12 protein-coding genes are annotated in these 14,831 nt (G+C 29.2%); 7 read left to right on the top strand and 5 right to left on the bottom strand.

Annotation, left to right across the window (positions count from 1 at the left end):
- Nucleotides 1-121 precede the first annotated feature (121 nt).
- Nucleotides 122-2,830: a choice-of-anchor I family protein gene (locus HW119_RS15090; RefSeq protein ID WP_177765808.1), complete on the top strand. Its 2,709-nt coding sequence runs from the start codon at nucleotides 122-124 to the stop codon at nucleotides 2,828-2,830.
- A gap of 300 nt (nucleotides 2,831-3,130) precedes the next feature.
- On the opposite strand, the gene HW119_RS15095 is transcribed toward HW119_RS15090, so the two are convergent.
- Nucleotides 3,131-3,979, bottom strand: a complete 849-nt coding sequence (locus tag HW119_RS15095; RefSeq protein ID WP_177765810.1) for a hypothetical protein — start codon at nucleotides 3,977-3,979, stop codon at nucleotides 3,131-3,133.
- Nucleotides 3,980-4,011: 32 nt separating this feature from the next.
- On the bottom strand, nucleotides 4,012-5,397 hold the full coding sequence (mnmE, locus tag HW119_RS15100) for a tRNA uridine-5-carboxymethylaminomethyl(34) synthesis GTPase MnmE (protein WP_177765812.1): 1,386 nt from the start codon (nucleotides 5,395-5,397) through the stop codon (nucleotides 4,012-4,014).
- 134 nt (nucleotides 5,398-5,531) lie between these two features.
- Here mnmE and HW119_RS15105 point away from each other — a divergent pair, with 134 nt between their 5' ends.
- Complete coding sequence (locus tag HW119_RS15105) at nucleotides 5,532-6,380, top strand: universal stress protein (RefSeq protein ID WP_177765814.1); 849 nt, start codon at nucleotides 5,532-5,534, stop codon at nucleotides 6,378-6,380.
- Nucleotides 6,381-6,458: 78 nt separating this feature from the next.
- Here HW119_RS15105 and HW119_RS15110 read toward each other — a convergent pair whose 3' ends face one another.
- From HW119_RS15110 to HW119_RS15120, 3 genes are read right to left on the bottom strand one after another with little or no spacing between them, the layout of a single operon-like run.
- Nucleotides 6,459-7,235 carry a LamG domain-containing protein gene (locus HW119_RS15110; RefSeq protein ID WP_177765816.1) on the bottom strand — a complete coding sequence of 259 codons (777 nt, stop codon included), beginning with the start codon at nucleotides 7,233-7,235 and terminating at the stop codon, nucleotides 6,459-6,461.
- Between the two features lie 24 nt (nucleotides 7,236-7,259).
- A complete protein-coding gene (locus HW119_RS15115) occupies nucleotides 7,260-8,042 on the bottom strand; it encodes a LamG domain-containing protein (RefSeq protein WP_177765818.1) in 783 nt (260 codons plus the stop codon).
- A 22-nt stretch (nucleotides 8,043-8,064) separates the two neighbouring features.
- Nucleotides 8,065-8,835: a LamG domain-containing protein gene (locus HW119_RS15120; RefSeq protein WP_177765820.1), complete on the bottom strand. Its 771-nt coding sequence runs from the start codon at nucleotides 8,833-8,835 to the stop codon at nucleotides 8,065-8,067.
- Nucleotides 8,836-8,998: 163 nt separating this feature from the next.
- Between HW119_RS15120 and HW119_RS15125 the strand changes: the two genes are divergently transcribed.
- The 5 genes from HW119_RS15125 (at nucleotide 8,999) to HW119_RS15145 (ending at nucleotide 14,774) form a co-directional block, all read left to right on the top strand.
- A complete protein-coding gene (locus tag HW119_RS15125; protein ID WP_177765822.1) occupies nucleotides 8,999-9,907 on the top strand; it encodes an ABC transporter ATP-binding protein in 909 nt (302 codons plus the stop codon).
- Nucleotides 9,907-12,108 carry a redoxin domain-containing protein gene (locus HW119_RS15130; protein ID WP_177765824.1) on the top strand — a complete coding sequence of 734 codons (2,202 nt, stop codon included), beginning with the start codon at nucleotides 9,907-9,909 and terminating at the stop codon, nucleotides 12,106-12,108. The genes HW119_RS15125 and HW119_RS15130 overlap by 1 nt, the downstream gene beginning before the upstream one ends.
- 20 nt (nucleotides 12,109-12,128) lie before the next feature.
- Nucleotides 12,129-13,013 carry a hypothetical protein gene (locus HW119_RS15135; RefSeq protein WP_177765826.1) on the top strand — a complete coding sequence of 295 codons (885 nt, stop codon included), beginning with the start codon at nucleotides 12,129-12,131 and terminating at the stop codon, nucleotides 13,011-13,013.
- A 20-nt stretch (nucleotides 13,014-13,033) separates the two neighbouring features.
- The gene (locus HW119_RS15140; protein WP_177765828.1) at nucleotides 13,034-14,176 is read left to right on the top strand and encodes a DKNYY domain-containing protein; all 1,143 of its coding nucleotides are present in this window, start codon (nucleotides 13,034-13,036) and stop codon (nucleotides 14,174-14,176) included.
- A 91-nt stretch (nucleotides 14,177-14,267) separates the two neighbouring features.
- Nucleotides 14,268-14,774, top strand: a complete 507-nt coding sequence (locus HW119_RS15145) for a hypothetical protein (RefSeq protein WP_177765830.1) — start codon at nucleotides 14,268-14,270, stop codon at nucleotides 14,772-14,774.
- The last annotated feature ends 57 nt before the right edge of the window (nucleotides 14,775-14,831 follow it).

A 14,831-nucleotide genomic window follows, 5' to 3' on the forward strand; every position in this document is an offset into this window, starting at 1 on the left:
AAATCTTTTTAATTAACGTTAATAACAATCAAATAACATAAATAACCCATTAGTTATTAATTAATTAAACAACACAAAAACATTTTTTTTCATTTTTGACAAAACTAGAAAAACTAATAAAATGAAAAAACTTACTCTAAGTTGCTTAACCGTTTTTGCATTATTAACTTCAAAAGAATTACAAGCGCAATCATTAATTCATTATTGGAATTTTAATTCTAACAGTTCGATTTCCTCAATTACAACTCCTAATGTTTCAATCGCATCACCATCTTCTATCAGTTACACTTTAGGAGCGACAACAGAATTTGCATTTGCGAATGGAACTGGTCAAAATTTTGACTTACTTAATTTAAACGCAAGAAACAGTGACGTCGCTGGTACACATTTGCGATTTAACAATCCGATTGGTGGTGCGTTGATATTTTCTTTATCAACCTTAGGATATGAAAATCCTGTAGTTAAATTTGCGACAAGAAGGTCTGGTTCTGGAGCGGGAACTCAAACATGGTCTTATTCTGTAGATGGAAACACATTCACAACGTTCCAAACCATCTATCCAAATGACGGCGATCCGACTTTACAAACATTAGATTTTTCTTCATTACCTTTAGCAGATAACAATCCGAATTTTAAATTAAAAGTAGAGTTTTCAGAAGGAAACGGTGGAACAGTCGGAAATAATAGATTTGATAATTTTACGTTAGAAGCTTTTCTTTTAGGTTCAAGTCCAACTCCGACTCCAAAAATTTCTTTACAAAATCAACTCTATGTTTTCAATGAAGATGCTGGAACGGTTAATGTGAATTTAAATATTCTAAACCCAGGAGCGAATTCAAGTGTTGATTTGATTGTGAAACCAGCTCCGTTCAGTACAGCAGATTCGAATGATCATAATTTAGTGACACAAACTATTAATTTCAATGAAAACACTTCTGCAACACATCCAATTTCATTTGCGATTACTGATGATAATTTAGAGGAACAACAAGCTGAATATTTTGTAATAAGTTTAGAAAATCCTGTAGGTTTAGAAATTGATGGCAATGCATCAGCTACAATATATATAAAAGACAACGACCGTTTAGCACCTGTTCCTACAAACGAAATCACTTTAGATTATGTTGGTAGTTTTGATCCTTCTGGAGCAAATTCAAGTTCAACAGAAATCGTTGTACATGATCCTACAACGCAAAGATTGTTTGTTACGAGCGGTGTTTCTGGAGTTTTGGATATTATTGATTTTTCAAATCCGTTACTACCAACTGTTATTCAATCAATTAACATGTCATCTTATGGTGGAATTACAAGCGTTGCTGTAAAAAATGGAATTGTTGCTGTTGCAAGTCCAAATGCGATTGAAACTAATAACGGTTCTGTCGTTTTCTTTAATACAAACGGAACTTACATCAATCAGGTTACAGTTGGTGTGTTACCTGATAACATTGTTTTTTCGCCAGATGGTTCAAAAATTATGACAGCAAATGAAGGACAACCGAATTCCAATTATAGTATTGATCCCGAAGGAAGTGTTTCAATTATTGATGTTTCCAATGGATTAAATAACATCAGTCAATCGAATGTTACAACTTTAAACTTCACGCAATTTAATTCTAATGAAACGAATCTTATTGCAAGTGGCATAAGAAAAACCAAAAGTACAAGTACGTTATCTCAAGATTTAGAACCAGAGTACATTGCATTTGACCATACATCAACAAAAGCTTGGGTTACTTTACAAGAAAATAATGCAATCGCTGAAATTGATTTAACTACTTTGACAATAACAAATCTTTGGGCTTTAGGTACAAAAGACATGAGTTTACCAGGAAATGGTTTTGATGCTTCGGACAATAATAATGAGATTTTAATTGCAAACTGGCCTGTGAAATCTTTTTACATTCCAGATGCAATTGCGACTTACAAAGTTAATAATACAAATTTCATTATTACAGCAAATGAAGGAGATGAAAAAGAATATGGTTCTTTTGAAGAACGAATTGCTGTCAACTCAAACAATTACAATTTAGATGCAACCGTTTTCCCAAATGCAAGTATCCTAAAACAACCACATAATTTAGGTCGATTTAGAGCAACAAACTTAAATGGCGATTCTAATAATGATGGTGTTTTTGAAGAAATTTATTCTGTTGGTGCACGTTCTTTTTCTATATTTAATGCAGATACTCAAACTCTAGTTTACGATAGCGGTGATGATTTTGAAATGTATACTGCACAACATTATCCAACGCTATTTAATTCTGATCACGAATCAAATAGCAAAAAATCGAGAAGTCGTGCTAAAGGTCCTGAGCCAGAAGGAATAACTACAGCCACAATTAGTGACCAAACTTTTGCTTTTATTGCATTGGAAAGAATTGGTGGAGTTATGGTTTATAATATTACAGATCCAAATAATGTCACTTTTGTAGATTATAAAAACAACAGAAGTACTTCAACTTATGCTGGTGATTTTGGAGCAGAAAGCTTGATTTATATTTCTCGAGAAAACAGTCCAAATAACACAGCCTACGTGATTGTTGCAAATGAAATTAGTGGAACATTAACCATTTATGAAGTAAATTCACCTTTACTTTCTACAGAAGATTTTATTATTGATGCTCCAAAAACATTCAATATTTTTCCAAATCCTTCAAAAGGAGATATCGTTTATTTTAATAGAGAAGCTTCTGTTGTAATTTATGATTTCAATGGTAAAATCATCTACAAAAAAAATAATATTTCCTCTATAGATGTTTCGAGTTATCAAAAAGGAATTTATATTATTAAAACTTCCGAAGGTTTAATTCAAAAACTGATAGTAAACTAAAAAACTAAAACGAGGTTCTAAATTGAATCTCGTTTTTTTATTCTGATTATTCGCTTTTGTTCATTCGCTGTAATATTAGCATAACTGTTAAGACTAAAAACTAGAAATACTAACTAAATTAATAGACGTTTTTTTTGCTTTCACAGAAAATGCAGTTCATGCATCATCAATGCTTTAACTATGCTTTATATTACAGAATATCTTAGCCGTTGGTATTTAGAAAAATTTTCAGAAAAATGGAATTTTATTTATTGAACTTTCAATTAAACAAAAAAATTCGGCAATAACCGAATCTTTTATTTATTTTTTTTCTGCGTATAGTTTAAAGCCTAATGTTGTTTCATTGTTTACACGAATTTCAGAAAGTGCTATCTTATTTTTAGCTGTTATCCAAATATGATGAATGATTTCATCTGTCGGAAGGGTTGAATCAAAATATTCTGCAAACAATTCATTTAAATTGTTTTGTTCTGTATATGTTGGCAAACCGTAACTATCAATCATGTTACTATATAAAATAGCTCTACTTTCTTCATTTTTAGCTTGTGAATATGGCCATGGTATATTTTTCCAACCACAAGTTACTTCAACTACAGATATAGATCCCATAATAGCAGATGTTGAAATCATTTTAGCATTTATAGTTAATCCAAAATGATTAATATCATTAGTATACGATGTCTTTTCAAGTACGAAATTTTGCCAATCTATATTATAAAAATCATTAGGTTGAGAAACTGTAAAATCTAAAACATCTAAAGTTTTCTTTACGTTATTTTTATAGCCATATAAACGAGTTTGATAACTTCCTACTGCAAAAAAAGAATGATACCAATTAACTAATTCCATTTCGGCTGGATTTCCATACGGATTTCCAGGATCTTCATAAGCAATATTATAAACGCGAAGTTCATTATCAATACCTGAAACAGAAAAAGTTAAGGAATCATATAGTTGATTCATTGGCAAACCATCTGTTTTAATTTTAAATTGAAATTTTACACGCTCCAAAACCGTTGGATTTAAATTTGAAGCTATTAATTCATCTTTGATTACTGGCACAAATTCTTCATTTTGATTCATGTCAATTTCAGAACTTTCGCACGAAAATAGAATCAGTATTGGTAAAAATAAAAAAAAATTTTTCATATGTGAGTTTTATAATTTTAAACAAAAAACAATTACTTTCCGATACAGAAATTAGCAAAAATATTCCCAAGCAACTCATCATTAGTTACTTGACCAGTAATTTCACCAAAATAGTATAATGCTTGACGGATGTCAATCGCCATTAAATCGGCTGATAAATTACTGTCTAATCCCCATTTTACTTTTTCGATTTCTTCAAGAGCTTTTAATAACGAATCGTAATGACGTGTATTGGTTACAATGGTTTCGTTATTGCGCAAAGCACCAGTATCTACAAAGTTTAACAATTCATTTTTAAGCTCTTCTACTCCTACTTTGTTTTTAGCTGAAATCAATACTAAATTTGAAATTTGAGAATTAAGGGTTGAGATTTGTTCTTCAGATAACAAATCCATCTTATTCATAATTACCAATAAAGCTTTTTGAGGGTATTTGTTTTTAATTTCTTGAATTTCACGTTTTAGGACTTCTAAATCATTCGCACGTGAATTTTCAACTAAAAATAACACCAATTGTGCTTGCTCAATTTTCTCGAATGTTTTTTGAATCCCGATGCTTTCAACCACATCTTTAGTTTCACGAATTCCAGCGGTATCTATAAAACGGAAACCAATTCCGTTAATTACCAATTCGTCTTCAATCGTATCGCGTGTTGTCCCGGCTATATCTGAAACAATGGCGCGTTCTTCATTTAATAATGCATTTAATAAGGTAGATTTTCCGACATTTGGTTCACCCACAATAGCAACCGGAATTCCGTTTTTGATTACATTTCCGACAGCAAACGAATCAATCAAACGTTTTAAAACAAATTCAATTCGATTTACTAATTCTCGAAAAGCTGTACGATCTGCAAACTCTACATCTTCTTCAGAAAAATCTAATTCTAATTCAATTAAAGAAGCAAAGTTCAATAACTCTTCACGTAGTTTGGCAATTTCGTTTGAGAATCCACCTCGCATTTGCTGCATCGCAATTTGATGTGACGCTTCATTGTCTGAAGCAATTAAATCAGAAACAGCTTCGGCTTGAGATAAATCCATTTTTCCGTTCAGGAATGAACGCATGGTAAATTCACCCGGTGTTGCCATACGACATCCGTTACGCAGCAACAACTGCATAATTTGTTGTTGGATAAAAGTAGATCCGTGACACGAAATTTCGACAGTTGGTTCGCCTGTATAAGAATTACTTCCTTTAAATAATGAAACTAAAACTTGGTCGTAAATCTTTGTTCCTTCAATAATATGACCAAGATGTAAGGTATGCGATTTTTGTTTGGTTAAATCTTTTCCTTTAATTGATTGAAACAACGGTGCTACAATTTCAATAGCTTTAGGCCCAGAAACACGAATCACTGCAATTGCACCAGCTCCCGAAGGTGTAGCTAAAGCAACAATAGTATCTTGTAAAATCATAATATTAAATATTTGTACAAAAATACAATTAATTACCCAATCATTAAAAGGTTTATTTGAACATAAAATATCAGCAAATACTTGCTTTATGCAAACTTTTTTTTGTAATTTAGGCTAGACTAAACAACATTATCATGAAAAAAATTCTTTTCCCAACAGATTTTTCACATACAGCTTCGAATGCATTTATTTATGCTTTACATTTAGCTAAGAGTATTGATGCCGAAATTTTTGTTTTACATTCATACGAAATGCCTATTATATCTACGACAAGCGGTGGTCAACCTGAATTGATTCAAGGTGTTTATGAAAGTATTGAATTAAACAATTTTGAACGTTATAAAGAAGAAGGTCCTAAATTACGTGAAGTTGCTAAAGATTATCAATTAGAAGATGTAAAACTTACATTCATTTTTGAAGAAGGTTTGCTTTTAGGAAATATGAAACGTATTATTAAAGAAGAAGCTATAGATTTCGTAGTAATGGGAACCAACGGAAATCATTCGTTAGAAAAAAAATTACTTGGTTCTAATACCGTAAATGTCATTAATAGTATTGACATTCCAATTTTAAGCGTGCCTGGCAAAGCTAAGTTTAGAAGTTTATTCTCATTTGGTTTTGCAACTATGCTAAACGAAAGTGACAAAGCAGGAATTGACCAAATCATTAAAATAGCTACGAGATTAGATGCTGAAGTAAAATTATTACATGTTTTACGTAAAGAAAACAGAGAAATTGTATCAATCGTAAAAAAATGGAAAGACTACTTTAACAACGATAAAGTAAAAATTTATACGGTTTTAAATCCGAATTTAGAACAAAGCGTTTTTTACTTCATTGATGAACATTTGATTGATGTAATGTGCATCGTAAAAAGACAATTAAACTTCTTTGAACGCTTGTTTACTTCGAGTTTAAGTAAGCAATTATCCTATCATTCTGATGTTCCGGTATTGATTTTACCTCAACCAAAACAGATTTAAAATTTTAAACATAAAACAAAATCCGAGAGTTTAATTAGCTTAAAACTCTCGGATTTTTAATATTCAAAAAAACTAAAATTACATACAACAAGCAGGTAAATTATATAACTGAGTTATTTCATTAACTGTCAAGATGCGATTGTAAATAATAACATCATCTAATAAACCTTCAAAATATTTACCCAAAAACAAATCACCTAAATCTTGTGAATTAGGTCCGCAAGGTCCTGAAGTAAATGTTGAGGTTTCAACCCCATTCAAGAACAATCTAAAATTTAACCCACTACTCGTAATTACTAAATGACGCCATTGCGGTTGATCTACTGGAATTGCATTAACTGGATTAGAATTCCAATTAATTGAAAATTTATCCATTCCAAAAGTTGGTTTTTTTAAGTCATAAAGAGCCAATGACCATTGTCCATTTGTATTTGGACAATGAAAACCATCATCTCTTCCAATTAGTAATTCGAAATCAACTAAACTCGGATTTTCATTTTTATACCATAATGAAATTGAAAAATCTTGAGTTAAAAAACCATCCAAAAACGTTGCATTACTTCGAGTTAGAAAATCATTATTTCCTCTTATAAAATGGAAAGCGCAATTCGAATTTCCTGCTCTATCTTGATCAGAATAAGCAGAAGTTGGATTTGTTAAATGATAACCATTTCCTGACGAATCATTTAAAGAACCATTTCCAAAAGTGTAAGCCGCAACCACTCCATTTTGAAGGTTAGTTGGTAAGCATTTGGCTGCAGCAACTGGAGAATTATCATCTTTATTACAACTTACAATTACCATCGTAGCAATTATAAAAGATAACAGTGTTAAAATTTTGAATATTTTTTTCATAATAATCTTTTTTATTTGAGACATTTACATACAACAAGTTGGTAAATTATACAATTGATTAATTTCCGTTTGACTTAGAATTCTATTATATATTACAACATCATCTAAAAAGCCATCGAAATCTTTTCCTAAAAATAAATCTCCAAAATTACCAGCATCAAAGTCATCTCCACCACAGCCAAAACCAGCCACTGAATTAGTTGAAACACCATCAACGAACAGTTGTAAATTTGTTCCTTGACAAGTAACTACAAGATGACGCCACTGAGAAACTGCATAAGAACCTACAGTTATTTCAGAAGCCCATAAAGAATGTTTATTAATTCCTATTACAGGTTTTCTCAAATCATATAAAGCAACTGACCATTGTCCAGAAGTATCAGGGCAATGCATTCCTGTATCTCTACCAATCAATAATTCAAAACCTCCATTAGTTTGAATATTTTCATTTTTATACCATAAAGAAATTGAAAAAGGTTGAGAATCAAAATTATTTAAAAAAACAGGATTTACATAAGTTAAAAATTCATTATTTGCATTTGTAAAATGAAATGCACAATTTGAATTTCCTGCTCTATCAGCTCCAGGAGAAGCTGTAGTAGTATTTGTTAAATGATAACCATTTCCTGACGAATCATTTAAAGAACCATTTCCAAAAGTATAAGCTGCAATCACTCCATTTTGAAGGTTAGTTGGTAAACAACTAGCTGCTGCAACTGGTGAATTATCATCTTTATTACAACTTACAATTACTATCGAAGCAATTATAATAGATGACAGTGTAAAAATTTTGAATAACTTTTTCATAATAATATTTTTATTTATGAAATTACACACAACATGCAGGTAAATTATATAATTGCGTAATTTCTGTTTGACTTAAATTTCGATTGTATATAACAATATCATCTAAAAAACCATCATATTTTTTTCCTAAAAACAAATCGCCAATATTTCCAGGGATTCCATTAAAATTAAATATAGCAGGTAGCTTTAAATACTGGATATTAAAAACTCCATCAATATAAATTTGCAAGAAACTTCCATCAAAAACAAGTCCTAAATGTCTCCATTGAGGTGTTGTATATTGGTCCTGAGGATTACCTATTGCCCAAGCATAATTTCCGTCAATCGAAAAAACAGGTCTTCTAACATCATGTAATCCAACATAAAATTGTCCAATTGGCGTGTTAGTATTTTTTCCCATTAATATTTCAAATTTATTCGGATCTAAACTTTCATTTTTGTACCATAATGAAATTGAGAAAGGTTGACTTTGAATATTATCTAAAAAAGTAGCATTTGAGTAAATTAAAAATTCATTATTTGCTTCAGTAAAATGGAACGCACAATTTGAATTTCCTGCTCTATCAGCTCCAGGAGAAGCTGTAGTAGTATTTGTTAAATGATAACCATTTCCTGACGAATCATTTAAAGAACCATTTCCAAAAGTATAAGCTGCAATCACTCCATTTTGAAGATTAGTTGGTAAACAACTAGCTGCTGCAACTGGTGAATTATCATCTTTATTACAACTTACAATTACTATTGTAGCAATTGCAAATGATGACAGTTTTAAAATTTTGAATAACTTTTTCATAATTAAGTGGTTTTTGAATTAATTTATATAATCATTTCATAATCAGTAAATTTACATATGTTAAATTTATCAAAAAGAATGCCAACAAATGTTAAATAAACATTCACCTATTTAAATTAATACCAACCAACGAATAAAAACGTTATTTTTATCACAAAAAAATATGAATGAATTTCTGATTCAAACAAAAAATCTAAATTTTCAGTTTAATAAAAAACGAAAAATATTAGAAAACCTATCTCTAAATATTCCAAAAGGAAGTATTTATGGATTTTTAGGTCCGAATGGCGCCGGAAAATCTACAACCATGCGTTTAATAACGGGTTTGATTAACGAACAAAATACAGCATCTATTTATTTATTTGGTCAACCCTTACAAAAACAACTTCCTGAAGTCTTTAAAAAAATTGGAAGTATTATTGAAACTCCTACGCTTTACTTACATTTAAGCGGATATAATAATTTAAAATTAATTGCTACAATTCAGAATGTATCTGAAAGTAAAATTCAAGAAATGTTGGAATTAGTCGGATTAGCAAAATTCCAAAAACAAAAAGCCAAACAATATTCGTTAGGAATGAAACAGCGTTTAGCTATTGGAATGGCACTTTTAAATGACCCTGAATTATTGATTTTAGATGAACCTGTAAACGGTTTAGACCCGCAAGGAATCGTTGAAATTCGCGAATTAATCAAACGCATAAACAAAGAAAAAGGAATTACCATTTTGATTTCAAGTCATTTATTAAACGAAATTGAAAAAACGTGCACGCATTTGGCTATCATCAATCAAGGAAAATTGATGTTTGAAGGTTCAATGGCTGATTTAAGTCTTAAAAATAAAAACGTTACGGTTGAGGTTTTGTTGGATGAGGTTTCTAAATATGAATCGAAATTAGAAAAATTTGAAGTTTTGAAAATAGATTCAAAAAGATTACAATTTACATTACAACATGAGAATGAAATTCCGGAATTGATTCAAAATTTAGTTCAAAATGACTTTCAGATTTTTGAAGTAACTAAACGTGGCGGACTTGAAGATTGGTTTATGAATTTAACAGAAAACAACTAATGGCATCTAATTTATCGTATTTTATAAAAGCTTTTAAAACCGAAGGCATCAAACTAAAAGGAACTTATATAACTTATACAGCGATTGTTTTGGCAGCAATTGTTCCATTTATATTTTTAACATTTACACTAATTAATGGTGATTACAATGAATCTTTAACGGCTCCGGAAAATTATTTCAAAAGCAATTTCAACATTTTAAAAAAATCTTTTGAATTTTTTAGTGCAATAATTGTAATTATTTCTGCAAGTCGAATTTCACAAATAGAGTTTAAAAATAATACTTGGCAACTTTTAGAAACCCAACCTTTAAATAAATTCGCCATTTACTTTGCGAAATTTCTCAAACTACTAATTATTAACGCAATTTCTATATTTTGCTTTTTAATTTCTGTTGCTTTTATAGCTGCCGTTTTATATTTTTTGCAACCAAATAAAACACTAGCATTTTATTCGATTGGTTATGACGAAATTCAAACTTGCATTCGTTTATGGTTTGGTTTGTTCTTTCTGACTGCTTTGATTTATTCGTTTAGCATACGATTTTCGAATTTTATTTTATCAATTGTATTAGGATTTTTACTTTTGGTTTCGTCAGGAATATTAGCTGGTTTAAACTTAACCCCAAAATGGTATCCACTAAAACTGGTTAAAAATGCGCTGTTTTATTCAAGTGATTTGGGTTATTATTTCACCTATTCCGAAGGATTAAGTATTGCTTTAGGACTTTTATTTTTATTTGTTGGATTTAGAAGATATGCGTTTAGAACTTTCAAAGCTTCCTTTTTTAAAGATTTTAAAACTATTGCATTTAGTACAACAACATTTGTCGTTTTATTTGGATTGATTTGCTGGATTTTAAAACCAAATCAAATGATGCAATCCAATACAACTGAAATTTCGGGAACCATTCAAAGTACGGATAAAATTAAAGAAGCTTATTTGCTGGATTTATTAACTAATGATACTTTATATACGATTCCAATAAATTCGGATTCGTTTAAGTTACAAATCAATGAGGATTTAAATCTTGCGAAGTACAATTTGAAATTTGACAACGGTATTTCGACCAATTTAGTTTTTGGAAAAAACGACAAGTTGCATTTAGATTTGAATCATGAAGGTTCAGAGTTTACCGCTAAAATTACAGGTACAAGATTAGCAGAAAATAACTTATCTGATATTGAAAACATCAGTTCAAATTCATCGTATTATATCGACAAAGATTTTTACAACAATGAACCTAAAAAGATTTCAGAATCAATTCTTGATGAATATGAGAGCGAATTAAAAAATCTTGCCAATTCATATACCAGCGATAATTACATCATTCGCGATGATTATAAAGAGATTCAAGAAAAACAAATCGTGGCTTATTTTTATAATTTGTGGAATGACTTTGAAAAGAAAGCGATATTACAGAATCCGAATTTTAAGAATGAAGATTTTGAAGCTTTTAAAGTTTTACATCATAAAATTAAGTTTAACGACGAACAAATGCTTTTTGACAGAAGTTATCGTGCATTAGTTATAAATAATTTAATTAAAGATGATACTTCAGATTTAGATGAAAACACCAAAATATTCAATGCGATTTTAAAATTACCAAACGATTCATTTAAAGAAAAACTTTTGACTATTAATTTAGTTTCAATGATTAAAAATAGTAAAAACGCTGACGAAGCTATTACAACTTTTAATACATATCAAACGGGTTTAACCAAAACAGAAAACATAAATTACCTAAATAAACTTTTAAATAACACCAAACGTTTGTCAGACAATGCCATTGCGCCAAACTTTGAAGCTTTTGATTTAGAAGGTAAAACGATACGTTTAAGCGATTACAAAGGTAAATATGTTATTATTGATGTTTGGGCAACTTGGTGCGGACCTTGTAAATATGTTTCGCCAAGTTTTGAAAAAGCTGCGAATCAAAATGTAAAGAATACAGATTTAGTTTTTATAGCCTTAAGTGTGGACCAAAACAAAACTTCTTGGTTGGCTCAGGCAAAAAGTAAATCTAAAACAGTAAAACAATTGATTATAAAAGATAACAAACAATTTGAAAAAGATTATACCATAGAATCTATTCCGAGATTTATTTTTATTGATAAAGAAGGAAATTTCATCAAAGCAAAAATGCCTTATCCAAATGATGATACGTTTGATTTGATTTTAGAAAACACTTTTAAAAAGTAATATATTTTAAAAAACTGTAGATGAAAAAAATATTTATAGCCTTATTACTATTTACTTGCGTTTGTCAAGCACAAGAAAATAAAATTTTAGAAAGACTCCGAATTATTGAAAACGGAACTAAAACTTGGTACGATTTAGATGGTTATGTAATTACAAAAGAAACATTTAAGTATGATTTCAATGAACAAGGTTTAAAAAAATTGTTCAAAAAACTTGATATACAAAATGAATCTAAATCTAAATTAGAATCGATTCGTTTAAATAATCTTTTTGTTTCAAAATCAAAAAAAATTACGGAGCATTTAATTCAGAACGAATCGTATTACATTCTTGAAAATCCTAATAAATCGATAACAGTTATTTGGTTTGCTAAGTTTGGTACTTTAGATTTAGAGATGGAAAAAGAATTGGTAAACATAATTATTGAAGATAAAATTCCGAATGAAAATTATTCGTCAATGAATACTGAAATTATTGATTTTGGAGGTCGAAAAATTAAATTAGGTGGTAGTTGTACTTGGCAAAATATCAACTCGATACAATGTCCTTATTATGGACAAATGAATTGGTCTGTTCATAAAACCTTAGAAAGTGCGCAAAACTCAATTGACAATCAGCTTGCTTTTACTTTAACTAATAAAGGTGGAAAAATTGTTTCTGAAGAAATGGTAGATGTCGTTTTCGAAAATGTTGAAACTAAAGCCAAAAAAGTGATTTACGATTTTACTGGTGTAAAAAATATGCTTGCAGGAATGTCGGGCGGAAAAACGCTTACGATTTATTATGTTGCTGAAGAAGTTCGCGGAAATTATATGAGTTGTGTGATGAGTTTTTGGAATAACGATGTCATAAATCCAGAAACAAATTTACCCCTATTGCTTGAAGAAGTTATGAAATTGAAATAATTTTTAAACCAACCACAATTATGAAAAATTTCAAATACTTTGCTAAAATTGGATTATGTTTGAATCTACTTTTTGTTTTGTTCAGTTGCAATGATTTTACAAATCAAGTTGGAAATGTTGTAAATAAAGAAAAATCAGAATATTATCATTACGGAACTTATGATAAAAATAAGGTTTTTTATTTTAGTAATCTCTTTGTTGGAGACACACCAAAAGAATTAGAAAATGTAGATAAAGAAACTTTCGAAATAATCTCAAAATATTGGGCGAAAGATAAAAATACATTTTACTACAAAAACTTTCCAATTTCAAATGTTGATTACGAAACTTTTACGGTAGAATCAATTAAACTTGAAAAATTAAATCATCAAGATGAAAACAAATTAACAACTTTACTCAAAGACAAAAACAATGTATATCTGATTAAAGACATTCCCAAAAGTGGTAAATTAGAACTTCAAATAATTGAAAATGCGGACCCTTTAACTTATCAAATAATTAGTAAAGAATACGCAAATTGGGCAAAAGATAAAAATCATATATTTTTAAATGATAAAAAATTCGATGCTGATTTAAGTAGCTTTGAAATGCTAAATACAAGTTTTTCGAAAGACAAAAACAAACTTTATTTTCTAGAAAACAATTGGATAACATCAGAAAACGTAAATACAGATGAACTTAAGGTGCTTAATTTGTATTATATTCGAACCAATTCAAACGTTTATTTTTTTAAAAATAAAGAAATACAAAAAATCGATTTAAAAGACGAAAAATCCGTTAAAGTATTTAATTCGAATGCTTTATTATTGAAAGCAGATGACAAACTTTTCATAAATGGAAATCAATTTACACTTGAAGGTTTGGATTATTCTAAATTTGAACACATTAACAATCAATACTTTACTGATGGAAAAACAATTTTTTATTCTGATTTCAACTCAGATAATTTAATTAAAACTACAGCAGATGTTGCTTCTTTTTCGACAATCGAAAATTCTAATTTTGGTAAAGACAACAAACATGTTTATTATAGAGATAAAATTGTTGATGAAGCCAATCCAAAATCATTTAGATATGACGAAAAAACAAAAAATCCATACGATGAAAAGGCAACATTTATATACGATGACAAAACTAATAACTACATCAAACAGCAAAAATAATTTACAAAAAAATGCTAAGATTAAAGAATATTAGTATTGTATATCAAGTACTTATATTTTTTTTATTATATTTAATTATAAAAAATATACAATGAAATCAAATCTTACTGTAATCATTTTGCTGTTACTATTCAGTTTAGCTGCTTGCTCTAATAAAGCTGAATTTGCTTATAACGAAAAAGTAGCTCATGATTTTTATTCTTGTAAAGAACGACTAGATGAAAGTTTTGAAAAATTTACAAATGGTGCATTCGATTCAAACGCAGACGATACATTTTCTCACGAAATTAAAATCAAACAAGTAAAAGGAATAGCTTCATATTGTAAAGAAACCAAAGATTTTATCGAAGTAAATTTTGAACCTACAGAAAATTCAGCTTCTTTTCATAAAGAAATTTTAAATTATTTTAATGTCATTGAGACTGAATATGCAACTTTATTAGAAAAGTACGTAGTTGAGCAAGATAGTGTTGCAAGAACAAAAATTAAAAATCAATTAAATAATAAGAAACGTGAATTAGAAGTTTTAGAAGATAAATGTTTAGAAAAACAAATTGAATTCTTAAACAAAGCTGGAATAAAAATCAATGCTTCATGAAATTAAAAAAAGTAATTATATAGAAAAGAAGTTTCTATCCCTTTTTTCTCAAAAATT

The organism is Flavobacterium sp. I3-2, from assembly GCF_013389595.1.
In the GTDB taxonomy this organism is placed as follows: Bacteria; Bacteroidota; Bacteroidia; order Flavobacteriales; family Flavobacteriaceae; genus Flavobacterium.